This window comes from Aliivibrio friggae (assembly GCF_057368515.1).
The window spans coordinates 490306-514863 of sequence record NZ_CM170649.1 but is presented as its reverse complement, the minus strand read 5'-3'; the positions used below and the strand labels follow the sequence as shown (position 1 = coordinate 514863).

Below are 24558 nucleotides of genomic sequence, written 5' to 3'. Positions count from 1 at the left end.
CAAATTAGGTATTGGCAATGCAGTTTCATCACCGCATCTGCACTGTTATTTCTCGGTTTCAACAAGGCCTTTCACAAACCAACGCTGAAAAATAATAACCACTAAAATCGGTGGCAACATGGCGAAGATAACCAGAGCAAAGGCTTGGTCGTAACGCGGTTGACTGCTTTGGCTTATGTCACTCAATAACTGCTTCACGCCCATGACGATGGTGTTGTAACTTTCATCGGTGGTCATCATGATTGGCCATAAATATTGGTTCCAACCCACCACAAACATGATGATGAAAATCGCAGCGATCATAGTTTTTGATAACGGCAATAAAATATCGATAAAAAAGCGAATTGGTCCCGCGTTATCAAGTTGCGCTGCTTCTAGTAATTCATTTGGAATGGTTCTAAAAAATTGACGAAAGAAAAACGTCGCTGTCGCCGAAGCGATTAAAGGTAAAATGAGTCCCGAAAAACTGTTCAACATCCCTAAATTCGCAACCACCTCATAAGAAGGAATGATGCGCACTTCTAATGGCAACAATAGCGTGACAAATATCAGCCAAAACCACAGCGAAGCAAAAGGCATACGAAAATAGACCAAGGCATAAGCTGCCATCATCGAAATAATGATCTTGCCAATTGCAAAGCCAAGTCCCATCACCATTGAGTTAATGATCATCGATTTTGCATTCACATCCGTACTAAAGCCGATGCTCTTGTCCCACACTTCACCGTAAACCTCAAAAAGGTTACCGCCCGGCCACCACTGCAATCCATCACTAATAATGGTGTTTGGGTTGTGGGTAGAGCTGGCGAAAATTAGCCAAATAGGGATGATCATAAAAAGCGCCCCTGCTATTAGGATCACATGATCGAACCATTGATTCTGTTTCATAATAAAATTCTCATCATTGCTGTGTACCAATACATTTCTTTGAATTAATAGTGCACACGCTTTTCAATAAACTTAAATTGCACCCAAGTCAGCATTAAGACTAAAACCAGTAACACCACCGATTGCGCGGCACTGCCACCAATGTCTGTCCCGATGAAGCCATCACGATAAATCTTATAAACCAATGAGGTCGTTCCCCCACCCGGACCGCCTGACGTTAAGGTATCGATAACGCCGAAGGTTTCAAAAAAGGCATAGGTTAAGTTGATAACTAATAAGAAAAAGCCTGTAGGAGCAAGCAGTGGAAAAGTGATGGTCCAGAAGCGACGGCGATCACTTTCACAATCCAACATTGCCGCTTCATTCACCGCATAGGAAATAGACTGTAGCCCTGCAAGAAAGTAGATAAAGTTAACTGAGACTTGCTTCCACACCGAGACCAAAACCAAGGTTAACGTCGCATCAAAAGGACTGGTGTATAAGCTAAAATCCCAACCAAGACTGGCAAAAATATCGGTAAAAACACCAATATGAGGATTGAAAATAAAGCCACCCATAATACCGGCTACCGCAGGAGCAACCGCGTATACCCAAGTGAGCGTGATTTTATAAGCACTCTTACCATGCAAAATATTATTGGCTTTCACCGCCAGTAAAAGCGCGATGGCTAATGATAAAAATGACACAACAATGGCAAAGCCAACCGTAAAAAAGATCGATCTTAAATACTCTGCCGAGCTAAAAATAATGTCGTAATTCTCTAAACCGACAAAGGTTGATGATAACCCCCAAGGGTCTTCTAGCATAAAGGAGAGATAAACCGCTTCGGCTGCAGGATAGAAAAAGAACACTGCAATAATGGCGATTTGGGGCACTAAAAGCGCATAAGGTAATGCCGAGTGGGTAAATTGTTGTCGTTGTTCCACTGTTATAACCTACTACATTAAAAAGAAAAAAATCACTGTGGCTAACCGAAATCAACCACAGTGAATCCTTGTTATCGCACTGAGCGTGCGAAACGGTTTAGCATCACTTGGCTTTCTTTATCGATGTTTGCGAGTGCTTTTTCTACCGTAATTCGGTCTGCAAATACGTTATCAAACTCTCTATGCATTACCTCTTGGATTTGTGAGTAGAAACCTAAGCGGTAACCACGCGTCCATTCGCCACCCGGTAAGCTCAACTGTTTTACGCCCACTTCTGCATCTGGCTGTTCTTGGTAGTAACCTGATTGTTTAGTCATGTTATAAGCAGCTTTGGTAACCGTCACATAACCCGTTGATTTATGCCAAAACATTTGTGTCTCAGGGCTTGTTAAGTAACTAAAAAAGGCAGCAACAGCTTGCTCTTCTTCTTTTGGCTTACCATCAATGGCAAATAAGGCAGCGCCACCAATAAAGGTGCGGCCAGCTTCTTTATTGACTGATTTCCAATATGGCAGATACGTTGTACCCAACTCAAAATCAACACGGTTACGTAACCCACCAAACGAGCCTGATGATCCTAACCACATTGCTACTTTTTGTTTCTCAAATGGTTGTTGGTTTGCATCCCAATCTGAGCCGTAATACTTGTAATACCCTTTGTCTGACCACTCTTTTAGCTTGTTAAAGTGCATTGCCATGTCTGGCGTATTAATCATGATGTTGGTCGCAGGCGCATCAAAGCCATTGTTTTTATTAGCAACGGGAAGGTTATGGCGAGACTTGAAGTTTTCGAACATGATCCAAGGCGTTAAAGATTGTGAGAAAGTGGCGTAACCTTGCGCTTTTAATTTTTTCGCGACTTGTTCTAGCTCTTCGTAGGTTTTAGGTGCTTCTACCCCTGCTTTTGCAAGAATATCTTTGTTGTAATAGAGCACTGGAGTTGAGCTATTGAATGGCATGCCGATCATTTTGCCATTGCTGTCTGCGTAGAAGTTACGAACCCCTGCAATGTAGTCTTTGTTATTAAATGAATAGCCAGATTGAACAAGAATATCTTCGACAGGTTTTGCAACCCCAGGGGCATTGATGATGGTTGCGGCACCCACATCGGCCACTTGCAGAATGTTCGGCGCTTGGTCGGCACGATAAGCGGCAATGCCTGCGGTGAGGGTTTCTACGTATGAGCCTTTAAACACTGGGGTAATTTTGTATTCATCTTGTGACGCATTAAAATCACGAGCAATAGTATTGACTGTTTCGCCTAGCTGACCACTCATTGCATGCCACCACGTTATATTGGTTTCTGCCATGGTTGTCGTAGAAAGTAGTGACGCTAGAACACCTGTTATCAATCGCTTTTTCATCTTATTCCCTAATGAATTTAGTATGAGTAACCGTTAATGTGATGCTCATAGTAGGGATAGAAGATGACAGTTATGCTTCAGTTTTATTGTGTTCTTGTGATGATTTTTTGGGGGGTGATCTTGTTTGGTGCTCTCGCGTAGAACTACGAGTTAAAGAGAAATTTTGGAAGGAAATATCGATTGGTCAAAAGGTTGTATTATTATGCAAACTTCTGAGAAAGCAGGCTCTATTATGGTTGGCGCATAGCACAATTGCCAATGTAAAAGTATAAAACATAGTAACATTGGCACTGCATTGCTAATTATTAGAATTGACTGCCTACAAGTCATTTCTCGTCATGTTAGGCATCACACCCAACATATCAGGCTCCCCAAAATGGAATGTTTCTAGCTGGGCTCGCGGTGTTGAACTGGATTTGATTGAGCTTGTATGCAATGCATCATCTTTTGTGTTAGCGGCATAAAGCTGACCAGAGAATGGAATGCTTGTGTCGTAGTTTTCGAACCATATCCCCATTGCCTCTGTTAACTCTTGATCTGATTTATCTACATGCGCCAAAAATGCGCTATGGTTTGCAAAAATCCTTAAATCATGGACTAAATTCGGAGTCTTTTCATCAGGAAATACCGCAGCCATCAGAATCCCAGGAATTTTTTCATACCATAAATTACAGACTGTTTGAAAAGAAGCCCCTAACGCTTTCATCTGGTCAGGTTTAACATATCGCATAGTAAATCCGAATAATGCAGGGCCCTCTTCTCCTCCGCCATCAGTCTTAATAAAACCAGCCATACTTTTCTTAAAATCGTAGCGTACAGATGGAATATCCTGAGTTTCAGCAAGTGCACCCTTGTCCCAACCTCCATATACAGTCAGGGTATCTGGGTCTTCAGATGTACTTTTATAGGTAGCCCATAACGGTTCACTCTCAGTTGGACGATTCCAATAGTTCGCAAAAGAATTTGCATTCTTAATCCAGATAACATGCCAGTAAACAAATGGATCTTCTTTGTCTGGAAATGCAAATATAGCCTTAATATCTGGATTGGCTTCGTAGATAGACTTGGAAAACTCTTGATACTGGATCTTAAATTCTTCTAACATGTCACTCTTGATGCGACGCTTTCCATAAATGATGACTGGTGTTATTTCTGTTGCCCCTTCAAATGCCTTTGCTTCACCAGATAACTGCAAACCTACATTATCTATTTTTTCATTCTTTGCTAATTTCATATCTACTCCTAGTAAAGATCGCTCTATTTTGAATAGCTCAAAAATGTAAAATTTCAGGTATAAAAAAACCCTCTGGCGGTTTCGCTCAGAGGGTTTTTTAAGACGCAAAAAATTACCCCCCGAGATCTATCGTGGTGGTGGTAGTTGTGTTAAATGCGATTACATAATTTCGATTCATATCTTATATGTAACAAATTGTTTATAGCTCAGCAAGCTTTTTATTCCTGAGCATGGCGTAGGTATATGAAGCCGAACAGGGCGTGAGTTTGTCGCATCCTGCTTGTTCTTTGAGAAGCCCTGAATAAAGTGAATTTGATACACTTGTTTAACAATCTCTTTTATCTTCACTCGGTATAGAGTTGGATTTCAAACCTATTCATGACAGATACCCTTTTAATTGTGACACTTTTCTGGATGAAAGTGTCACAGTAAAGTATCGGCATCTTTAGATTAACGCCCTAAAGGCTCACCTACTTATCTTTGATCCGCAGAAAATTAGTTTCGTGGTAATAACCTAATTTAAGATAGTATTTTGCTCCAAAATACGCATAATCTTGCTATACAACACTCAAAGAGAAATTACCTATGACTAACTTTCAATATTACTTTCACAAACTGCCTTGTTTTAACTGTAAAAAAACCAAAGTAAACACTGATCTTGGTTGGTTAACAGCAACAATGAAAGATGATGTCGTAGCCCAAGCGGCTGCAATTATCGAGCAAGAAGGCGTTGAAGCTGATCTTTCAGTAAACGTGACTTGTACTAAAGCTGAAGCTCGTGATTACTTATTACTGAATTTCTACGGTTACTCTGAAGAAGAACTAGAAGACCAAATTGAAGCAGATGATGAGAAAGAAGTTGCAGATGAAATCGCTGAGTTGCTAAAAGACGGTAACGAGGTAGCGGTATTTGAGCACGAAATCGCCCTACAAAGCTGTACTGATTGCGACGTTGAATAAGCGTTAATAACACTCAACATACAAATTCTAGGCATTAGCAGAGTTAAATTTGCTAATGCCTTTTTTGTTTTTATCTCTCGATATTTCTAAATATCAGAAGTACTCCATAAAACAACTCAATGTGTTATTATCCCCTCAAATTGCAAGGACAATAATCATGAAGCTTATCCCCCTACTGAAACAGCCTAGAATCCACTGACTTATTTTAAATTAATGCCAACTCCATTATTTTTATATAAGTTTAAAGGTTTATTATGCAAGAAAAGCACTGGTCAAAGTTTCAGTTACTTCATGAAGTCGTAACCAACAAAAACATTCACATTAAAGGCACCCATAGCTACTACAGTGATTGCTGGGATAACGGCTTTGAAGACTCTGTTGTTCGGTATTTACACGGAGATAAAATCAGCCGTCAATGGGAGCCAAGATGGGAAATCGATAAGCTTCATATTGGTGACTACGTCTGTATCGCCGCTGAAGTTATTATCTTAATGGGCGGAAACCATAACCACAAAACAGATTGGTTTTGTTTATACCCATTTATGGACTTTATCGACGACTCTTATGCAAGCAAAGGAGACACTCACATTCATGACGGCGCTTGGTTAGGCATGAGATCAATGATCATGCCCGGCGTAACGATTGGAGAAGGAGCCGTTATTGCCGCAAATAGTGTCGTCACCAAAGATGTTGAACCATATAGCGTGGTTGCAGGCTCTCCAGCAAAACACGTGAAATATCGCTTTGAGCCTTCCGTGATAGAAGAGCTGTTGTCTTTTAAAGTTTACGATTGGCCTACTGATAAATTCAATGCGCTCAAACCGCATTTATGCAGCCCTGATTTTGAGCAACTAAAGCAAGCCATCACATCTTACGACACTCTTAATTAGAGCATTACTATTAAATAACTCAAACGGTGCGGCAGTGTCGCACCGTTTCTTATCCCTCTAAATCAATCTCTCCAATAACGGTAACGCAATAATAAGAGACAACACTAACGTCACCATTGATGGAACCGCGTCTTTCCAAGTATCAAATCGAAAATGAAAGAACATCGCCCCAATGGAAGTTAGCGTAATTAAACTAGCACCCATCGCACTTAATACTGGGTTTGCTGTAAACATTCCCACTAGCATCACAACAGCACCTGTGGCTTCAATAACACCTACAGCAAACATTGCCGCACGGTTAAGGCCATAACGATGAAAGAAGGCAAGTTGTGGTTCAAATATCGCCTTTACCCAACCAAACATTTTGACTGAGCTAGCAAACAAGAAAAACGCGATTAATAACCCTTGGATAAATAACATGATGTAACTCCTCTATAAACAATAGAGCTATTAAAGCATTCCAATTAGAACAGAAGAATACTAATATTGGGCTTATTACTATTCCAAATAGGAATACTTATGGATAAGTTTGATTGTTTAAAAGTCTTTAGTCGTGTCGCTAGCTTAGGCACATTTACTGCTGCTGCGAATGAACTCAATACAACCCAAAGTGCGGTCAGTAAAAAGATTGCATGGCTTGAAAAGCAAGTAGGCATTACCTTATTTCACCGTCATGCCCGAGCGATCAGCCTAACAACAGGTGGTAAACAATATTTACGTTTAGCGCTGAAACTTACTGACGAAATGAACCTTGTTGAATCTCAATTACGACAGGAACAAACCTCCATATCTGGCACTTTAAAGCTGTCTGTTCCTAGTGCTTTTAGTGTTCAAAAGCTCTCTGAGCCACTCAATGAATTCCTAAATTCACACCCAGAGCTTTCTGTTGATGTGTCGGTATCGGATAAGTTTGTTGATTTAGTTGAGAGCGACATAGACATTGCTATTCGAGCGGCCTACCTCAAAGACTCAGGGCTAAAAGCAAGATGGATAATGGATAATGAACTCGCCTATTTTGCTTCTCCTGACTATTTAGAAAAACATCCTCCTATCGAAATTGCAGACGATTTAGCACAACACCAATGCCTAACTTATTCGTTATCGACACCATCGAACCTATGGCGTTTCAATGATGGGCAAGAGACAAAAGTTAAGATAAAAGAACAAGTACGAAGTGATAGCCCAGAGATGCTGGTTCAAATGGCAAAACTAGGACAAGGCATAGCGGCAATGCCAAAATGGATGGTAGAACACGAATTAAAATCGGGCTCACTAACGCAGATATTAGAACAATATAAAACGGTGAAGTTACCTATGTATATGGTCTATAAAGATAGTGAGCACCAACCCCAACGCATTCGTGCGTTTATTGATTTTATTTCAAATTACTTTTCTTAGGAGTAGAGACTGACTGCTTACCAAATACGTTAATAAGCGCACCGGTCACAATCAAACCACCACCGATATAAGTCCACATTGATGGGATCTCATTAAATACCCAAACACCTAATAGCGCAGAAAAGACAATCTGAACATAGGAATACGCAGACGCTTTACCCGCGGCTTGGGTTTGCATGGCTTTGGTCAGCCCATATTGTCCAATTTGCGTGAAGATACCGATTAAAATCAGGATCATGGTAAGGAACAGACTTGGCCATACAAAGTCATTCCAAATCAGTATGCTTGAGATAGGTAATGCCACTAATGGGAAATAAAATATGATCACAGAGCTGTCTTCTGTTTGGCTGAGTTTTCTTACTATCACATAGGCAATCGAACTTCCTAATGCACCACACAACGCAACAAGGATACTAAAAACAGGCAGTTCACTTGTACTCCCACTGTTCATGCTTGGTTGAACCATAACAAATAAGCCTACAAGACAAAACGCAATGCATATCATGGTTGATTTTTGAATGTGTTCTTTAAGAAATAGGACGCCGAGCAATGCGGTAAAGATAGGATGAACGTATTGTAAGATGGTTGCTTCAGCCAGAGGTAAGGTCGTCACTGCGTAGTAAACACACATAAGCGCTGCTGTGCCTACTGCCCCACGAGCAAGAAGTAAGGGTTTGTTGTTTCCCCATATCGAAATGCCTTTTCGTTTCACATCTGCATAGCTAATGATCAAAGAAACTAATGCCCTTGCTGCCACAATTTCAAATACTGGAATGCCGTAATTACTCACGTATTTTACGCACGCCGACATGAGCGCAAATCCAAGCGCAGAAAGAAACATAAATCTAACCCCTGTCGGGATCATTGAAAAAGAGAAAGTAGGCATAACAACATCAACCAAATTTAGAAGGTAATGAATGATAGCCTAGTTTACTCGCTGCACCCAAAGCTCTTATCTTAATCACATCGACATTCAGGCTCTATTCCAAATATCTGCACTCCCCACAATAGATCATTACACTTTGTTATTAAAATAATAAGCAATCATAATTTCATGTAACCCTCTTTTTTGTATATCTTAATCCCATACAAAATAACAACCGTTAGCTAGGCAAAGGGAAGCACCACATCGCTTCCACTAATTAGATAATAATAACCTTCGCATAAGCAAAAAGAGGATTTACCATGACAAATGCACTATTTCAACCAATGCAACTGGGTAATCTTACGCTTAAAAACCGTATTGTTATGCCACCAATGACTCGCTCTCGTGCTACCCAACCAGGTAACATTGCAAACGACATGATGGCGCAATATTACGCACAACGCGCAACTGCAGGGCTTATCATTACTGAAGGTACTCAAATTTCAGAAATGGGCCAAGGTTATGCATGGACTCCTGGTATCTACTCTCAAGAACAAATTGCAGGTTGGAAAAAAGTCACTGACGCTGTGCACGCAAAAGGTGGTGCTATTTTTGCTCAACTTTGGCACGTTGGCCGTGTTACTCACCCTGATAATATTGGTGGACAACAGCCTATTTCATCGTCTGCACTAAAAGCAGAAAACGTAAAAGTGTTTATTGATAATGGCACTGATGCTCCGGGCTTTGTTGATGTGGTTGAACCTCGTGAAATGACAAAGCAAGACATTACTGATGTTGTTGCAGAGTATCGTCAAGCGGCGCTAAATGCAGTAGAAGCTGGTTTTGATGGCATTGAACTTCATGCTGCAAATGGCTATTTAATTAACCAATTCATTGATTCTGAAGCCAATAATCGTACCGATGAATATGGTGGTTCTATCGACAATCGTCTGCGCTTTTTAGGCGAAGTGGTTGAGGCAATGACTGACGCTATTGGTCATGACCGTGTCGGCGTTCGTCTTGCTCCGTTTACTTCATTAAATGGGACTGTTGATAAGACTCCAACTGAAACCTACACCGCTGCTGCTGTGTTATTAAATAAACTCAATGTGGTTTATATGCACATTGCTGAAGTAGATTGGGATGATGCACCTGAGACACCTACAGAATTCAAAGAAGCAATTCGTGACGCATTCAAAGGCACTATTATTTATGCTGGTCGCTACAATACCGAAAAAGCAGATCAAGCATTAACCAGTGGTTTAGCAAACATGATCAGCTTTGGTCGTCCATTTGTTGCTAACCCTGATTTACCGACTCGTATTAAACACGGTTATCCTCTAGCCCAACATGATCCAAATACGTTATTTGGCGGTGCAGAGCAAGGCTTAACAGATTACCCTGAGTATCAAGCGTAATTGCCTTACTAGTTAGAGTTCAAAAAATAAATCATATAACCCTGCTTATTTAAGTGGGGTTATTTTTTATATTCAGAGTATATATTTATACGTGAAGTCCTTTACCTAGTCATCACTATGATTATTTTACCTTGACTGTTTTATATCAAACTATCACGAAGACTCAGGCAAATACCATCACTGGCGTAAAATGCACATTTAAAGGTGTTAATTCTCTTATTATCTTCTACATCAACTACGGGCTAAATCGTTAAATAATGTATGAGGTAATACAATGAAAAAAATATTCCTAGCGACCATAATCGCATCACTATCAACAACAGCTGCAGCATCAATTGAAACCAAAGATTGGTATGAATTCGCTTCTCCTGAAGCAAAAGAGTTTGTGAAAGATAACCTAGTATTAGATTTCTACGCCTCTCCTAGCGCGGTAGGTTTTACTGCTGATTCAGAGGTTGCACAGTACATTGATTTAGCTCATGAACGTGGCGTAACTGGTGCTTCAGTTACCATTGCAGCTCCTCATACCCCCAATATGCTTGCATTTAAATCTGAACACGCAAAATGGAAAAAAGCATCATCTTCGGCAAAAACACCTATCCGTTATGTTAATAGCGTAGAAGACTTCCAGTTGGCTCATGATAATGGTGAATATGCCATCATGTGGGCAAGCCAAACAACAATGCCTTTAGAAGGGGACGCTTCAAACGTTGCTGTGATGGCAGAATATGGCATTAAAACAATGCAATTGACCTACAATGAAACCGAACTAACGGGATCGGGCGTTATCTCTATGATAAATGGAGATAAATCTGGTCTAACTGATTTTGGTAAAGAAGTCATTGATGAAATGGTTAAACATGGTATTACTGTCGATTTATCTCATACATCTCATTACACAACCGAAGATATTACAGACTATATGCAGAAGCACCATAAAGGGGTTCCGGTTATCTATTCACACTCCCCTATTGCTTCGACTTATAATTGTCAGCCACATGAAACTCTCAGCGAAACAAAGCAACGAATGGCCGAGAAAAACCTACAAAAAGATCATCCAGATTATCGTTTAGCTGCGTGTTACCGATTGATCTCTGATGAGCAAGCTGAAACTGTGGCGAAAATGGGTGGTGTAATAGCAGTGACAGCAACTGAATGGATGATGGATGGCGTTTGGCCTGAAGGTATCACGCCAAAACAGTTCGCTGAAATGATTGATGGTGCAGTAAAAGTTGCGGGGATTGATCATGTAGGCATTGCGACTGACGATATGATGACGACAGCTAAAGTAGTTCCATTTACGATGGCTAATGCCGATAAGTATGCCGATAACGGATACATGGTTGATGCCTTTAGTAAAGGATCGACAGGATGTGCAGAACTGTCTAAGCATATTGCTGGCGTTGTGGATGAATTATGGAAGATGGGTTATTCAAATGAAGATTTGACGAAACTCTTCGCTGGTAACTTAATGCGTGTTTACCAACAAACTTGGACACCTAAAGCGTAACTCATTTTTTGCCAACATTAACGTTGGCATTTTTATATGCACAGGACAGTTAGGATTTTCTTCCTGTCCTCGTTTGCTTACGCCATTGAAGTGGGGTTATGTTTTCTATTTTTCTAAAGGCACGAATAAATTGGGAAGGATCTGTATAGCCCAGATGTCCAGAGATATCAGAAATCGACACCTCCCTTTCAACCATTACTCGCTTAGCAAATGCTATATTTAACGATTCTTTTATTTTTCTGTAGCTAGAACCATCTTGCGCCAAGTGACGCTGAATAGTCCGCACCGGAATGCCAATGATGTCACTAAACGCCTCCAAGCTTAAATCCTGTCGCCCAATGTAACTTTCAAGCGCATTAGAAAGTTGTTTAGAAAAAGGGGGCTTTGTTTTTTCCCAAGTTAATTGCTGCGAACTCGCTGATGTCTCAATAGTAGAGTTATAAAAAATGGCTGTACTCATTTGTCCCATAAATTGAGGAGTGTCCGTTGAAATTTGAAGCTTATCTAAACCGGATTTTTCTTGTGATACTACATGATATTTTGAAGGTACTTTGATATCAGAACAGTGCTGAGTTAAGTAATGATGTGCAACACAAATAGTATAAAGCTCACTGACGAAACCAAAGGATTTAATATCCTCTAATGTTAATTCAAGGCAATGTTGTAAACACTTTGTATTGAGAAAAGCCAATGAAAGTTTAGCGCTTTGAATAGGAAGAAGTAACCCCAAAGCATCAAGTGATATCTGCATTGTTTTTGCTTGTTTAATGGGAGCAATTTCCTTGGAATACCGCTCAGCGCCCTGTTGCACAAAGGTGATAAAATCTTGTGATGAGAGGCGCTCAAAAACAGCCTGTAAAAACTTCGCAAACGTTCGAAAAGGAATGTACTGCGCAGAGGTAGAATCCAAATAAATGGGTAACTGAGCCTCATTAATTATTGGCCACATATCATCTACATATTGCTTCAGTATGCCTAATTGCATTATTGCGGCTGTTTTATGGATAAGCGGAATCGTTTTAGTCATAGAGAGTCCAGATTGTAAATGCTGCATATAGATAAACCCTATGCCTAACCTGTTGATATTAAAGATGCCAAAAAGCAATACTGAGTTGGTTACATATTTACATTTACTATGCTAAATTAATTAACTAGGAGTTAACATTTAATAAACTTAATAGTAAAATGAATAGTATGATTTGCCCATAACTATAATAGCTAAATCAGTATTATTGAATAAAAACATAGCGAAGGAACGCTTTATGATTTCATTTTCACGTCTTCTATTTTTAGTTGTTTGCTTATCTTTAAGCACGAACAGCCATGCTTCGGAGCAGTGGACTTGGCGCGATTTAGTCTCAGAAGAATCAAAATCTTTCATTGACCCATTTGTGCGTTTTTCCTCCATGCAGAAATACGACTTATATAATGTTATGACTTATTTAGATAGTGATAACGCTCCTGAACTTAAAGCAAATTATGAAATTGCAATTCAACGTTTTAACGATTCAAACATCGACATTCTAGAGCTAATAAAACAGCGCGCTGAAATCGCAAAACAACGTAACTCCGCCCAAAACTCAATAAATAAAAGCTTAATTGGTAAAACAGGACGCTTGCCTGGCTACATAGTGCCATTAGAAATGGACGGTATGCTAGTCACTCAATTTTTGCTTGTACCAACAGCCGGAGCTTGTATCCACACTCCACCACCACCAGCCAACCAAATTGTATTAGTCACCCCAAAAGAAGGCGTTGAATTAATTAGCTTGTATACACCAGTGTGGATAGAAGGAGAGTTAAACGCAAGTAACACTAAATCAGACGTTCAATTATCAGATGGTATCGCAGAAGTCGATACTGCTTACACCATGCTAGCAACTTCAGTAGAACTCTATAATTAAAGGTAAAGGATATGCTTAAAAAATTATCAGTGTCATTAATCTCGATAGCATTAGCCTCAGGCAGTGCATATGCCAGCCAAGAAAGTAAGAGCTGGGATGCCTCTAAAAAAGCACAGGCATTTGTAAAAGAATCATTAGTTATGGACATGTTTGCCTCACCTTATGGTGCAGGTTGGACTGAAGATAAACAAATGGAAGACTATATTCAACGCGCTATTGATACCGGAATTTCAGGGGTAAGTGCAACGTTGGCGGCAACATATTATACATTTGAACAGTTCGAAGCCGAGCGTAATAAGTGGCAAAGTGTAATCAATAAACACCCAGACACAATGACCGTTGGGTATACCGTTGAAGACATTAAACAAGCCAAAGAAAATGGCAAATATGTATTCATTTGGAACTCACAAACACCCACCATTTTAAATGGCGATCTTAATAAAGTAGCAACCGTTAAAGCCATGGGGGTAAATACCATGCAGCTCGTTTATAACGGTCGTTATCGTACTGGTTTAGGCGTAATCGAAGCACTCCATTATGATGATATCGGCTTATCTGATTGGGGTCGTTCACTCATTGATGAGATGGTTAAAAATGGCATCTTAGTCGACATGAGCCATACCTCATATCAAACCACAATGGATATCATGAGCTACATGGAAGAAAAACATCCTGGTGTCCCTGCTGTATTTACTCACTCAGGTCCTGCAGGGTTATACGAATGTAGCCCTAAAGAAAAAATCAAGAAAGAGGCACTAGCTCCTTGTTATCGCTTAATTACTGATGAACAAGCTATCCGTGTAGCGAAGATGGGCGGTGTTGTCAGCCCAACATTTACCGAGTGGATGTTAGATGGCATCTTCCCTGACGATATCACTCCTGCACAAGCCGCTGATATGCTGGAATACTACATCAAGTTAGTCGGCATAGATCATGTAGGTATTGCTACTGATGATATGTTTAGTACTGCATTGGTAAAAACATTCGCCAAAAATAGTCCCCAAAGCTACAACGACTTTGGCTACATGATTGATGCCTTTGATCGTGGTGCTGACAGCGGTGCTGAGCTTGCTAAGTTTTTACCAGCCTTAACGGATGAGCTTTGGAAGCGTGGCTATAAAAACGAAGATATTCTAAAAATGTACTCTGGAAACTTAATGAGAGTTTGGGAACAGACTTGGTAATGAACCTCTAAGTCTCTATTTTTACGTCGCCTAAAAACTACCAGTAATGCACAAATAGGCGGCGTTTCTTTTCATCTCTTGCTTCTATCAATCACGCTAGCTTTATACTGTAAATCTTAAGTTGTTCACTTCAATTGGCGCAAAATGACAATTTTAAAATGGGATATTAGCCATAATAGCTTTTTAACCATTCTTTTAGGAAGGTCCTATGAATAAATACACCGCTTCCTTGCAACAACCTTTTCCGATTCAAATTAATCGTCACTTTTCTTTATTAAAAGTCAGTACGTTAGGGGTAAGTATTGCTGTTGCTCTATTTTCTTCCTCCCTACTCGCGAGCGCAAATTTTGGCAGTCCTGATACGGTCGATAATACACTTGCCGAAAATACTCGACAAAAAAAGAGTTGGCGAGAAAACTTAGCAGAGCAACACAATCTCACTTTTGGGCTTGATTATCAAATGCTTGGCCTAAGTGCTTCTGACCCCGTATCTGGCGGGGAAGATAAAGCATCTTCTGGTGTCGCACGATTTTATGGTTCATGGAATCTTGTCGGGTTAGAAACAGGTAATACCGGAGGAGTCGTATGGAAAGTAGAACACCGCCACGGCTATTCTGACATGACACCAAAAGAACTTGCTTTCCAAGGCAATTTTACTGGGGCTGGCAACGGCATTGGTTACGGAGGAATGATAGGTCCAGCTTACAGCGATCAAGGTACTCGATTAACCAACCTATACTGGAAGCAAAAACTCAATAACGGTAATACATCATTTATGGTCGGTTATTTAGATACCACTGACTATGTCGATGTCTATGCGTTAGCAAGCCCATGGAATGGATTTACTAACCTTGCTTTTAGTACTGGTGCTGGTGCGATTGGCTTACCGGATGATGGCATTCTTGGCTTCGCTGTAGGGCATATGATTACTGATAATGTTTACACCATTGCGGGTGTGGCTGATGGTAAAGGTAAATCTGATGAACCATTAGAAGGTTTTGATACTTTATTTAATGATCACCGACTGTTTACGACATTTGAGCTGGGTTGGACTGCCTCTAAAGAGCAAATTTACACCGATAATATTCACCTAACATTTTGGCATTTAGACTCTGGAACTCAACATAGTCTCGTCGATGGAGGAAGCGGCCAAGGGGTTAACTTTTCAGCCAGTTTTATGGCAACATCGCAAATTATGCCGTTTATACGAGGAGGGTTTTCTGAAGGAGATGTCGCACTCTACGATAAATCAGTAACGGCTGGACTCGGATATTTTGGCTTAGGGAATGCAAAAAATAACTTAGGGTTTGCGTTTAACTGGAGTGAAGTAAACAATGACTTCTCTAATGTAATGAAAAGCATTAACTCGGTTTCAGACTCAAGTCATTCTCAGTTAACCAGCGAATTATATTACAAAATGGCATTGGGTGAATTTGTCGAACTTACACCTAATCTTCAATATATTAAAGACCCTGCCTTTTCAAATGAAGACAGTACATGGGTTGCAGGAATTAGAGCTCGCATTATTATCTAATTATTATTTACGCATACAAATTGGATGATGTTTATGTTCGCATCGACAAATAGGGCATACTGATCAAACACATAAAAATATAACTATAAGGCACACATGAATTCGATAAATATCAGTAACCCATTTACGCTTACCAATGGCCAAGTGATTAAAAATCGTTTGTTCAAATCAGCAATGAGTGAACAGCTTGGCGATAAGCAGCATAACCCCACGTCTGGTTTAGCAACCCTCTATCAACGTTGGGCTAAAGGCGGTATTGGTTTATCGATGACGGGGAATGTCATGGTGGATAGAACTGCCCTTGGTGAGCCTAAGAATGTGGTTTTAGATGAACAAAGTGACCTTACGTTATTTACTGAGTGGGCGAATGCCGGAAAACAAAACGACTCACACATATGGATGCAGCTTAATCACCCAGGTAAACAAATTCCTAAATTCTTATGTGCAGATCCTGTTGCTCCCTCAGCTATCTCACTAGAGCGTGGATTAGAAAAAGGATTTAATACCCCACGAGAACTTACTGATAATGAAATCCATGAGATCATTAATAAGTTCGCCACCAGTGCCAAACTAGCAAAACAAGTTGGCTTTACTGGCGTGCAAATTCATGGGGCTCATGGCTATCTTATCAGCCAATTTTTATCCTCAAGACACAACCAACGAGGCGACAAATGGGGTGGATCATTAGAGAATCGACTGCGTTTTGTTCTCGAAGTGTATCGCGCTATCCGTAAAGAAGTTGGTGATGCTTTTCCGGTGGGCATTAAGCTTAACAGTGCCGATTTTATGAAAGGTGGGTTCACAGAAGATGAGTCGATGCAGGTTGTACAAACTCTAAGTGATAACGGCATCGATTTAATCGAAATATCCGGCGGTACTTACGAGAGTCCATCAATGATGGGAGCCAAAGATAAAAATAAGCCTGTAAAAGAAAGCACCGTTAAACGTGAAGCTTACTTTATGGATTACATGGAGAAAGTAAGAAAACTGGTTAAGACACCCTTAGTTGTCACTGGTGGTTTTCGTACTGCTCCTGCAATGAATGAAGCATTAAATACTTCTGCAACTGACTTCATTGGCATTGCACGAACCATGGCGGTTGACCCTGATTTTCCTAATAAACTAATTGAAGACCCAAGCCATGGCATGCCACTAGCCGAACCAACAACGGGCAAACCGGCATTAGATAAAATGGCGATGGTTGGGCTTGTTTGGTATGAACACCAAATGTGGCGTATTGCTGATGGAAAAGAGGCCGATCCTCAATTAAGTGCCTTTGGTGTGGTATTTAAAACTCTACTAAGTGCAGGTTGGTATGCATTTAAAAAGCGCAGAGCGTAAGCAGAGAAGCGCTATTTAAAATCCATTACATGATGATTCAGCTTACCCACGTCATAGGTCTCTTTTAGATGCTGTTGTAACAGCAAGAAACTTTGATCTCTAAACCAACGGTGAGCAGGATCATTCTGGAATTTACTGTGCCAAAGTAAATAATAACTATGAACTGGTAGCTCAAACGGTAACGGTTTAATGGTAATTGGCAGTTTATCGATAAATTGACCAGCGATATGCAGTAGTGCAGTCACAAGCGCATCTGTCTGGCATATAAGCTCTATGGCTGAAGTAAATGAAGGGGTCTTTGCGAGTACTTTTCTTTTTTTCTTATGTTGCTGAAATAGATCTCCTACATACTGCTTCATTTCTCGTAATCCATGAACCAATACGTGCTTTGATTCAAAGTAAACGTCTTGGCTCACCGCTTGATTAGCTAAGGGATGTGAATCAGCCATGATGATAACGTACTCATCATCAATCAATTTTTTCCCATAAATATTCTCAGGGAAATAATCCAATGTTGAGGCCACAAGCTCAATCTTATTCTCAGACAGCGCTTGAATGTGTTGCTCTTGCCAAAGCTGACTATATAACGAGGCATTAGGTGCTTGAGCCACTATTTCTTTGCAAATAACGGGAACAATGGCTTCCGAAAGAAAGGCGGTGTAAGCCAGTGTAAACTCTCGGCTGCATTCTTTAGGAGAGAATACCTCTACGTCATATAAGTCATCAAGAGTCGCCAATATTGATGGCAGTTTTTTCAGTAATGCCTCACCTTTTGCACTGACCACAAACTGGTTCCCCTCTCGGATCAAAATAGGATCATTAAAGGCGGTTCTAATTTGAGTTAAGGTTCTACTCATTGCTGATTGTGTTACGTTTAGGCGTTTCGCTGATCCTGTCAAACTTCGTGTTTGTAGCAAGGTGTATAACGGGCGTAGCAGTTTGTAGTTATTCATACCTCATCCTTGAGTTCTTATTTACAATTGTTTTAGCATCCAAACATCACATGCCCCATGAAGTGTTTCTTCAAGTGGTTGTGGTAAATGTTCAAAGCCTAGTTTTTCGTACAATCGCACTGCCGCAACCATATTAGAAAGCGTATCAAGATAACATTGAGTAAATCCCTGCTCTTTCCCAAACGCTAAACACGCAACAGCAAGTTGCTTTCCAAGGCCTAACCCTCTGCTTTCTTCAAGCAAGAACAGTTTTTTTAATTCACAGGTATTTGTGTCATTACCAAAAGGAGCAAGACCGCAACCTCCTACGACTTTTCCATCCAGTAACGCGACCAAATAATGACTGCGATTTTCTTTGGTGTAATAGGCACTCATCTCATCAACTTCGGCATCTGATGGACCAAAGCCCTCACCTACTGCACCGTATTCTGCTCCTACACGCTTGATAACACAGCTTAACTCTTTATCATGTCCTGCTGACACTTCAACAATATTAAGACTCATAATTTCTCTCTTAGGGTTCATCTCATTCATCTTTGATTACTCATTTTGTCTTTGATGAATTAACTATAAGGTGACACAGTTATGATTAAAAATCACATTAACGAATACTTAGCATGACTTAAAATCAACTCTATAAACTATCTCTTACTACCATATACTTTGTCAAAGTTCGGTGTAATTTTAATAATGCTGTGCAGGTAATATTAAAAACAAAATTTACTCGTGTTTTTAGAACAACTCTCTTTCAGTATGAGGTGAGTATTCTAAGAGATAAAAATGGATTTAAATCGGTTTAATTGAAGGAAGTTATGAAGAGAATATACAGCTCATCTAGGCTTTACTCAGTCACAGAAAAGCCGAGTGTATTCCTCACTCGGCTTTAGGTTTTCAATATGTTCTTAAAGTATTACTTTTTTATTTGCCTTTCACTTTACTCTTCAAGTTTTGCATAAAGGTTTTAAAGTGCGGCATAAAATCAACAAACAATTCATGTTTACGGTTTGCCATCATCACTGGACCTAATAAACGCAATGCAACACCTACCTTTGTTGCAATCTCTGGCTCTAAGCCACTCTTTTGTTTTAGTTTATCGACAATATTAAATACATCTTCACGATCTTGAAATTCAAACGCCAATGTTTGAGCTATTTCTTGCTCTGGTGTTATCTCTTCAATGGTCACTCGGTAACACTTATCTTTTCTAATTTTAGGGATCATAGTTCTACCTTCTAATAGTCTTGATGACATCATATTCAACAGCAAACCAATTTGAACTTCCTCTTGAAAGAACGCTCAATTAAGTTGATAATATCAACTATATATTTTTAGTTGATAATGTCAACCACTTTTAAATGGTAATATTTATGTCTGATAGAAAATCATTAGATAGCTTGTTCACGTTAGTACATACGTTAAAGCGTAATTTGCATGACCAAATTGAAGAGTTAGCGCTTGGGATCACGCCTATGCATGTGCGTGTTATCAAGATCATTAACCACAAACCACATTGCACAGCCGTTGATATTGCTAATTATTTACATAGAGATAAAGCTCAAGTCACACGCCTTTTAAGCAGTTTACTTACACAAGATCTCATCATTAAAGAGCCTAATCCTGAAGATAAGCGCAGCCAATGCCTTCGTATCACTGAAGGTGGCAAAGAGATCATAAAAAAAATCTCGGGGATTGATAAAAGTATGTTTGAAAAGGTGTCGATGGATCTCTCTAATGAAGAGATCGCTGAATTTAAGCGTATTGCAGAGAAGATGGCGAGAAACCTTAACACTTAAAAACAGCTCAAAGCTAAACCGACAAACTACTTCGTACCGCCGTATAATTTGGCGAAACCTGGTATATTCTGCTCCCAAATAGGGGAGCTTTCTCCAATGATCGACTTTAATACATCAATAAATAACTTGGTTTTGATAGGCGCATCTCGATGTGGGTATACGGCATAAAAAGTCCCAAAATCTTCAAGATTCAAATGCGTCATGATCGGGATTAGCTTCCCTTCAGTGATTTCATTCTCAATCATTTGAGCAGTTACCACAGCAAGCGTATTACCAGCCACCGCGCTTTTTACTACCATCTCAACATCATTCACTTTATAAGCAACATTAAGTTGAAATTGCTGTTCAATATTGTTCTCATCGAGATAATTGAATTTATTGATGAACAATCCAGGCGCGGCATAAATCGTCGCTGGAAGTGATTCCAGCGTTTCAATTGTCTCTATCTGACCGTGTTCCTGAATGAAATCTGGAGAGGCGACGATTAATAAACGACTTCGAGCAATCTTACGAGAGATCAAACTGGAGTTCTTTGGTCTACCAATACGAAAACCAATATCAAAGCCTTCCTGCACAATATCAACCACTCTATCTTCTAATCTCAGTTCGCATTTCACATCTGGGTATTGCTTCTGAAAAACAGAGATCGCATCTTGAACGTACTGACGGCCAAACATCATTGAGCTGGTGATCTTTAATATCCCTCTAGGCTCTGAATGGTAGTTTTGCGCTAAACGGTGCGTGTTATTCAATAAGTCACGTAACAGTTTTGCTTGGCTCACCATTTCATTGCCTGCTGCTGTTAATGATAACGAGCGCGTGGTGCGGTTAAGTAAACGAACCCCTAACTCTTCTTCTAAGCGACTTATCTGCTTTGAAATAACAGAGCGATCTAGGTTCTTTTGCTCGGCAACATTAGTAAAAGAGCCTAGTTCAGTAACTTCCAACAATAAAAGTAAGCGATTAGAAAAGTCCATATGAGCCTCATGAGAATAAATAAAAACAGCATTGGTGCAATATTAGCATCAATCTTATGCCATTAACGGTATTTTTATCACCTAATGGATTGCTTATAGTTATCTCACTGACGGAGAGGACGTCCTCTCAACGTAATTATATTTAACTAGCCAATAGGCGATTTAGAGGAAGTACATTATGAAAACATTATCAATCACTAACCAAAATGGTATCGCAACGGTTGCTATCAACAATCCACCAGTGAATGTATTAACCATTAATCTAATCAACGAAATTAATGAATATGTACTTTCTTTAAAAGATGACCGAGAAACTAAAGTTGTGGTGTTTAAATCACTGCATGAAACCTTCTTTTTAGCGCATCTTGATCTGAATGTGATTAACGGCACGCAAGGCGGCCAAGCAGCGTCTATTGAGTTCAATCACATGATCATGAACATCAAGGCGATGAAACAAGTGTCTGTTGCTTTGGTTGATGGTGTGGCTCGTGGGGGCGGTAATGAGTTTGTTATGGCGTGTGACCTTGCTTACGGCACTGAAAATGCAGCATTTGCTCAACCAGAAGTTCATGTGAATATTCCTACTGGCGGCCAAGGTGCGGTTCAGTTCGCAAGAAGAATGGGCAAAAACAAAGCATTACAAGCTCTATTATTGGGTAACGATTTCACAGCGCAACAAGCTGAGAACTTAAATATCATTACTCAATTTGTACCTAAAGCGGAAATGGATAACTTTTTAGCAATGACTTTAGGTGTGATTAGTACATTAGAAGTGCGTGATATTGTGATGTACAAAGAGATCATTGCTGCATCAATTAAAGATGAAGACGCGGGTGCAGAGTTAGAGTTACGTTACTTTTTAGAACGTGCTAAAGAGCAAAAAACAGCCGCTATTATCTCTGCATTTTTAAAACATGGCGGACAAACAGAGCGTGAAGCAAAAGACATTCAAGGTATTTTTGTTGATACGGCGGCTGAACTGTCTAAATAAAATTAAATCACTCCATTATTAGCCGTCGTATTGGCGGCTAATTATAGTTGACCACTAAAATAATACTGTGAAGGTAACTCATGAGATACGAAGGTGATATTTATCGTCCGCCGCCAGAGGCTGATGCTTATATTTTGCAATGTACGATTGGTTGTTCTTACAATAAATGTACCTATTGCTCAATGTACAAAGATGTTCGTTATAGAGTTCGTCCTATTGAGGACTTAAAAGAAGATATCCGTATGGCGAAAGCGGCATTCGGGAATAAAATCGAAAAAGTATTCTTAAGTGATGGTGATGCGATTTCATTACCAACAGAGATGCTGTTAGAGATTTTATCGGAACTTTATTCGGCTTTTCCAAAGTTGACACATGTAAGTACCTACGCAGGGCCACAAAGCACGCTTGATAAAACATTAGATGAATTCAAACAACTGAAAAAAGCAGGGTTAAGCATGACTTACCTTGGTGTTGAATCTGGCTCTGATGAGGTTTTAAAAGCGGTTCGTAAAGGGGTTAACTCGGCAGAAATGCTCGCAGCAGGTCAAAATATTGTAGAAGCTGGCATTAAACTGGTTGCTATGGTGATGATTGGTCTTGGTGGTAGCCCTGAACTATCCAAACGTCATGCGTTAGAAACCGCTCAGTTGATTAACCAAATGAACCCGTATTTATTGGGTTTATTAACTACAGTACCGATGGAAGGAACGGCACTGTTTAGACAAGTCACTAAGGGCGATTTCAAACTGCTCGACCCTTATGAACTTCTAGAAGAGTTGAAACTTTTATTAGAAACTTTAGACAATGACAGTTTGTTGATTGATAGCACGCATGGCTCAAATTTATTATCAATGAAAGGGACATTACATGAGATTAAATCAAGCACATTGCCTCATATTAACAACCATTTACTAAAGAAAGATAACGACCTTATTGGTAAAGCTTATCTTGGACGATTTTAATGGTAGATCAAAGGGCGAGATTCGCCCTTTTATTCTAATTGCACAAATACCTCACTCGGTGTTTAAGATATAGTTTAATTAATCGTCCCACCAAATAGTTTTCAACACTCCCAACGAACGTTACATACCTCTAGTTTTATTCTACTCATTACTCTGAAACAGTACCAACCTCAAAAATGAACTTATCTTTTATCAATAAAGAGATTCATTTATACCTATCCTTATTCTATCGACACAAACAGTGGCGTCACAAAAAATTATTTTTACGTATTAGAGGTTTATTATGAAACGAAATATTATTCTTTCAGCGATTCTTGCAACGGGTCTTTTTTCAGGTTTTGTATCAGCTCATGACCTTGGTGATAACTTACCAAAGAAAGGGCAACCAACGGCTCTACAGCTTGAAAATGGCGGAACGATTCAAGTAACTAAAGATAATTTTATTGCTGCAGAGTCTGATAAATACTTCTTTGAGCAACAAGAAAAGTCAGGTATTAATCATTTCACTCATGATCGCATTCTACTAACAATGGATACGCAAACCGTTGTTCGTCAAAACAGAGATACACTATATTCTAAGTCAATTTGGGATACATCTGGAGGCGTAACTTTTGAGCTTCCAATTCTTGATACATACCAAACATTACAAGTCATTGATGAGAACCATCGTAGCATCGCCGTTCTTTATGCTGAAGAAGGTAAAAACAAAATTACTATCACTCCTGATATGCTCAGCTCTGGCCAACATGTCTGGACGATAGCTCGAACTCAGGTGGACTCAAATACACCGAGAGCAATAGAAGACGGCAACAAAAAACAAGATATGATCAAGGGCACTGCGAACTCAGATAATCTTTATATACCAAAGGGGTTTGATCAGGTAACAAGAGAAAACGTACGATTATCACTTGAAGATGATGTACTAAAACTCGATTTTACCAAAGCAATGGGCGCACCAGAAGAGAAGGCGATTAAACCCGTTCAAAATCTTAAAGATCGTCAAGTAGAGCTATTTCATGCTCGTGGGTTAACATCAATGGGCTTTGGTGGTTTATCAAGCGAACATGCTTTCTACAAAGTATTACTTGCTGATGACCGAAGCGGCGTTTGCCAAACGATGACTTTCAACACTCCACCGCTAACAGAAAAAGGCTTTTTCTCCATTACAACCTATGGTTCTGATGCCTATGTTCATACTGAGAACTTTGCGTTATCAAGTCGTAAGGATGAATTACAAGCCAATAAAGATGGTTCGTACACGGTAAACTTTAATTGTGGCGATACAGCAATAAATAACATTGATGTAGAAGCTGGATGGACAGGGATCTTACGTATGTATCAACCTAAATCAGAAGAGCAAATTGTTAAGTACGCAAAGGAAATTAAACAACCTCATTCTTTATAATTGAAAAATAAGAAAAGGGCCATAATAGCCCTTTTCTTTTATCAAAAATTAGAGAGTGATG

At 39.7% G+C, this 24558-nt stretch carries 24 protein-coding genes; 13 read left to right on the top strand and 11 right to left on the bottom strand.

What is annotated here, in order from left to right:
• Positions 1-45: 45 nt before the first annotated feature.
• The 4 genes from ugpE to AC2INI_RS15725 form a co-directional block, all read right to left on the bottom strand.
• Positions 46-888 carry a sn-glycerol-3-phosphate ABC transporter permease UgpE gene (gene ugpE, locus AC2INI_RS15740; RefSeq protein WP_045104504.1) on the bottom strand — a complete coding sequence of 281 codons (843 nt, stop codon included), beginning with the start codon at positions 886-888 and terminating at the stop codon, positions 46-48.
• 44 nt (positions 889-932) lie between these two features.
• Positions 933-1814: an ABC transporter permease subunit gene (locus AC2INI_RS15735; RefSeq protein ID WP_065592334.1), complete on the bottom strand. Its 882-nt coding sequence runs from the start codon at positions 1812-1814 to the stop codon at positions 933-935.
• A 71-nt stretch (positions 1815-1885) separates the two neighbouring features.
• Positions 1886-3178, bottom strand: coding sequence for an extracellular solute-binding protein (locus AC2INI_RS15730; RefSeq protein ID WP_486306359.1), 1293 nt, complete (start codon positions 3176-3178; stop codon positions 1886-1888).
• A gap of 319 nt (positions 3179-3497) precedes the next feature.
• A complete protein-coding gene (locus AC2INI_RS15725) occupies positions 3498-4412 on the bottom strand; it encodes a hypothetical protein (RefSeq protein ID WP_486306358.1) in 915 nt (304 codons plus the stop codon).
• 585 nt (positions 4413-4997) lie between these two features.
• Here AC2INI_RS15725 and AC2INI_RS15720 point away from each other — a divergent pair.
• Positions 4998-5372 (top strand): hypothetical protein, encoded by a 375-nt coding sequence (locus AC2INI_RS15720; RefSeq protein ID WP_300176663.1) that lies wholly within the window; start codon positions 4998-5000, stop codon positions 5370-5372.
• Positions 5373-5626: 254 nt separating this feature from the next.
• Complete coding sequence (locus AC2INI_RS15715; RefSeq protein WP_486306357.1) at positions 5627-6262, top strand: CatB-related O-acetyltransferase; 636 nt, start codon at positions 5627-5629, stop codon at positions 6260-6262.
• A gap of 57 nt (positions 6263-6319) precedes the next feature.
• On the opposite strand, the gene AC2INI_RS15710 is transcribed toward AC2INI_RS15715, so the two are convergent.
• Positions 6320-6682 carry a DoxX family protein gene (locus tag AC2INI_RS15710; protein WP_045103445.1) on the bottom strand — a complete coding sequence of 121 codons (363 nt, stop codon included), beginning with the start codon at positions 6680-6682 and terminating at the stop codon, positions 6320-6322.
• Between the two features lie 99 nt (positions 6683-6781).
• Here AC2INI_RS15710 and AC2INI_RS15705 point away from each other — a divergent pair, with 99 nt between their 5' ends.
• Positions 6782-7660, top strand: a complete 879-nt coding sequence (locus AC2INI_RS15705; protein WP_486306356.1) for a LysR family transcriptional regulator — start codon at positions 6782-6784, stop codon at positions 7658-7660.
• On the opposite strand, the gene AC2INI_RS15700 is transcribed toward AC2INI_RS15705, so the two are convergent.
• Positions 7638-8546 carry a DMT family transporter gene (locus tag AC2INI_RS15700; protein WP_486306355.1) on the bottom strand — a complete coding sequence of 303 codons (909 nt, stop codon included), beginning with the start codon at positions 8544-8546 and terminating at the stop codon, positions 7638-7640. The two genes, AC2INI_RS15705 and AC2INI_RS15700, sit on opposite strands and share 23 nt — an antisense overlap.
• 299 nt (positions 8547-8845) lie before the next feature.
• Here AC2INI_RS15700 and AC2INI_RS15695 point away from each other — a divergent pair, with 299 nt between their 5' ends.
• Positions 8846-9943, top strand: a complete 1098-nt coding sequence (locus tag AC2INI_RS15695) for an alkene reductase (RefSeq protein WP_486306354.1) — start codon at positions 8846-8848, stop codon at positions 9941-9943.
• Between the two features lie 274 nt (positions 9944-10217).
• Complete coding sequence (locus tag AC2INI_RS15690) at positions 10218-11453, top strand: dipeptidase (protein ID WP_486306353.1); 1236 nt, start codon at positions 10218-10220, stop codon at positions 11451-11453.
• 49 nt (positions 11454-11502) lie between these two features.
• Here the strand turns inward: AC2INI_RS15690 and AC2INI_RS15685 are convergent, their stop codons facing one another.
• Complete coding sequence (locus AC2INI_RS15685; RefSeq protein ID WP_486306352.1) at positions 11503-12507, bottom strand: helix-turn-helix domain-containing protein; 1005 nt, start codon at positions 12505-12507, stop codon at positions 11503-11505.
• Between the two features lie 208 nt (positions 12508-12715).
• On the opposite strand from AC2INI_RS15685, the gene AC2INI_RS15680 reads away from it, so the two are divergent.
• From AC2INI_RS15680 to AC2INI_RS15665, 4 genes are all read left to right on the top strand, one after another.
• Positions 12716-13357 carry a DUF3299 domain-containing protein gene (locus AC2INI_RS15680; protein ID WP_486306351.1) on the top strand — a complete coding sequence of 214 codons (642 nt, stop codon included), beginning with the start codon at positions 12716-12718 and terminating at the stop codon, positions 13355-13357.
• A gap of 11 nt (positions 13358-13368) precedes the next feature.
• The gene (locus tag AC2INI_RS15675; protein WP_122032378.1) at positions 13369-14541 is read left to right on the top strand and encodes a dipeptidase; all 1173 of its coding nucleotides are present in this window, start codon (positions 13369-13371) and stop codon (positions 14539-14541) included.
• Between the two features lie 208 nt (positions 14542-14749).
• Positions 14750-16075, top strand: a complete 1326-nt coding sequence (locus tag AC2INI_RS15670; protein WP_486306350.1) for a carbohydrate porin — start codon at positions 14750-14752, stop codon at positions 16073-16075.
• A gap of 96 nt (positions 16076-16171) precedes the next feature.
• Positions 16172-17416: an NADH:flavin oxidoreductase/NADH oxidase family protein gene (locus tag AC2INI_RS15665; RefSeq protein WP_486306349.1), complete on the top strand. Its 1245-nt coding sequence runs from the start codon at positions 16172-16174 to the stop codon at positions 17414-17416.
• Positions 17417-17427: 11 nt separating this feature from the next.
• Here the strand turns inward: AC2INI_RS15665 and AC2INI_RS15660 are convergent, their stop codons facing one another.
• From AC2INI_RS15660 to AC2INI_RS15650, 3 genes are all read right to left on the bottom strand, one after another.
• Positions 17428-18369, bottom strand: coding sequence for a LysR family transcriptional regulator (locus tag AC2INI_RS15660; protein ID WP_486306348.1), 942 nt, complete (start codon positions 18367-18369; stop codon positions 17428-17430).
• Between the two features lie 21 nt (positions 18370-18390).
• Positions 18391-18873, bottom strand: a complete 483-nt coding sequence (locus AC2INI_RS15655) for a GNAT family N-acetyltransferase (RefSeq protein WP_122032828.1) — start codon at positions 18871-18873, stop codon at positions 18391-18393.
• A 414-nt stretch (positions 18874-19287) separates the two neighbouring features.
• Positions 19288-19590, bottom strand: coding sequence for a DUF3861 domain-containing protein (locus tag AC2INI_RS15650; RefSeq protein ID WP_486306347.1), 303 nt, complete (start codon positions 19588-19590; stop codon positions 19288-19290).
• Positions 19591-19736: 146 nt separating this feature from the next.
• Between AC2INI_RS15650 and AC2INI_RS15645 the strand changes: the two genes are divergently transcribed.
• A complete protein-coding gene (locus tag AC2INI_RS15645; protein WP_486306346.1) occupies positions 19737-20162 on the top strand; it encodes a MarR family winged helix-turn-helix transcriptional regulator in 426 nt (141 codons plus the stop codon).
• A gap of 26 nt (positions 20163-20188) precedes the next feature.
• Here the strand turns inward: AC2INI_RS15645 and AC2INI_RS15640 are convergent, their stop codons facing one another.
• Positions 20189-21139 (bottom strand): LysR family transcriptional regulator, encoded by a 951-nt coding sequence (locus AC2INI_RS15640; protein WP_122032373.1) that lies wholly within the window; start codon positions 21137-21139, stop codon positions 20189-20191.
• A gap of 178 nt (positions 21140-21317) precedes the next feature.
• Between AC2INI_RS15640 and AC2INI_RS15635 the strand changes: the two genes are divergently transcribed.
• The 3 genes from AC2INI_RS15635 (at position 21318) to AC2INI_RS15625 (ending at position 24497) form a co-directional block, all read left to right on the top strand.
• Complete coding sequence (locus AC2INI_RS15635) at positions 21318-22130, top strand: enoyl-CoA hydratase/isomerase family protein (RefSeq protein WP_122032372.1); 813 nt, start codon at positions 21318-21320, stop codon at positions 22128-22130.
• Between the two features lie 80 nt (positions 22131-22210).
• Complete coding sequence (locus tag AC2INI_RS15630; protein ID WP_486306345.1) at positions 22211-23092, top strand: B12-binding domain-containing radical SAM protein; 882 nt, start codon at positions 22211-22213, stop codon at positions 23090-23092.
• A gap of 283 nt (positions 23093-23375) precedes the next feature.
• Positions 23376-24497, top strand: coding sequence for a DUF1254 domain-containing protein (locus AC2INI_RS15625; RefSeq protein ID WP_122032370.1), 1122 nt, complete (start codon positions 23376-23378; stop codon positions 24495-24497).
• Positions 24498-24558 lie beyond the last annotated feature (61 nt).

What these genes read in the sequence shown, in the direction of transcription:
- AC2INI_RS15640 (WP_122032373.1), bottom strand. Translation starts at nt 21,139, where the DNA reads ATGGACTTTTCTAATCGCTTACTTTTATTGTTGGAAGTTACTGAACTA.
- AC2INI_RS15650 (WP_486306347.1), bottom strand. Translation starts at nt 19,590, where the DNA reads ATGATCCCTAAAATTAGAAAAGATAAGTGTTACCGAGTGACCATTGAA.
- AC2INI_RS15700 (WP_486306355.1), bottom strand. Translation starts at nt 8,546, where the DNA reads ATGCCTACTTTCTCTTTTTCAATGATCCCGACAGGGGTTAGATTTATG.
- AC2INI_RS15705 (WP_486306356.1), top strand. Translation starts at nt 6,782, where the DNA reads ATGGATAAGTTTGATTGTTTAAAAGTCTTTAGTCGTGTCGCTAGCTTA.
- AC2INI_RS15655 (WP_122032828.1), bottom strand. Translation starts at nt 18,873, where the DNA reads ATGAGTCTTAATATTGTTGAAGTGTCAGCAGGACATGATAAAGAGTTA.
- AC2INI_RS15695 (WP_486306354.1), top strand. Translation starts at nt 8,846, where the DNA reads ATGACAAATGCACTATTTCAACCAATGCAACTGGGTAATCTTACGCTT.
- AC2INI_RS15710 (WP_045103445.1), bottom strand. Translation starts at nt 6,682, where the DNA reads ATGTTATTTATCCAAGGGTTATTAATCGCGTTTTTCTTGTTTGCTAGC.
- AC2INI_RS15635 (WP_122032372.1), top strand. Translation starts at nt 21,318, where the DNA reads ATGAAAACATTATCAATCACTAACCAAAATGGTATCGCAACGGTTGCT.
- AC2INI_RS15730 (WP_486306359.1), bottom strand. Translation starts at nt 3,178, where the DNA reads ATGAAAAAGCGATTGATAACAGGTGTTCTAGCGTCACTACTTTCTACG.
- AC2INI_RS15670 (WP_486306350.1), top strand. Translation starts at nt 14,750, where the DNA reads ATGAATAAATACACCGCTTCCTTGCAACAACCTTTTCCGATTCAAATT.
- AC2INI_RS15645 (WP_486306346.1), top strand. Translation starts at nt 19,737, where the DNA reads ATGTCTGATAGAAAATCATTAGATAGCTTGTTCACGTTAGTACATACG.
- AC2INI_RS15725 (WP_486306358.1), bottom strand. Translation starts at nt 4,412, where the DNA reads ATGAAATTAGCAAAGAATGAAAAAATAGATAATGTAGGTTTGCAGTTA.
- AC2INI_RS15665 (WP_486306349.1), top strand. Translation starts at nt 16,172, where the DNA reads ATGAATTCGATAAATATCAGTAACCCATTTACGCTTACCAATGGCCAA.
- AC2INI_RS15675 (WP_122032378.1), top strand. Translation starts at nt 13,369, where the DNA reads ATGCTTAAAAAATTATCAGTGTCATTAATCTCGATAGCATTAGCCTCA.
- AC2INI_RS15680 (WP_486306351.1), top strand. Translation starts at nt 12,716, where the DNA reads ATGATTTCATTTTCACGTCTTCTATTTTTAGTTGTTTGCTTATCTTTA.
- AC2INI_RS15685 (WP_486306352.1), bottom strand. Translation starts at nt 12,507, where the DNA reads ATGCAGCATTTACAATCTGGACTCTCTATGACTAAAACGATTCCGCTT.
- AC2INI_RS15715 (WP_486306357.1), top strand. Translation starts at nt 5,627, where the DNA reads ATGCAAGAAAAGCACTGGTCAAAGTTTCAGTTACTTCATGAAGTCGTA.
- AC2INI_RS15625 (WP_122032370.1), top strand. Translation starts at nt 23,376, where the DNA reads ATGAAACGAAATATTATTCTTTCAGCGATTCTTGCAACGGGTCTTTTT.
- AC2INI_RS15720 (WP_300176663.1), top strand. Translation starts at nt 4,998, where the DNA reads ATGACTAACTTTCAATATTACTTTCACAAACTGCCTTGTTTTAACTGT.
- AC2INI_RS15660 (WP_486306348.1), bottom strand. Translation starts at nt 18,369, where the DNA reads ATGAATAACTACAAACTGCTACGCCCGTTATACACCTTGCTACAAACA.
- AC2INI_RS15630 (WP_486306345.1), top strand. Translation starts at nt 22,211, where the DNA reads ATGAGATACGAAGGTGATATTTATCGTCCGCCGCCAGAGGCTGATGCT.
- AC2INI_RS15690 (WP_486306353.1), top strand. Translation starts at nt 10,218, where the DNA reads ATGAAAAAAATATTCCTAGCGACCATAATCGCATCACTATCAACAACA.
- ugpE (WP_045104504.1), bottom strand. Translation starts at nt 888, where the DNA reads ATGAAACAGAATCAATGGTTCGATCATGTGATCCTAATAGCAGGGGCG.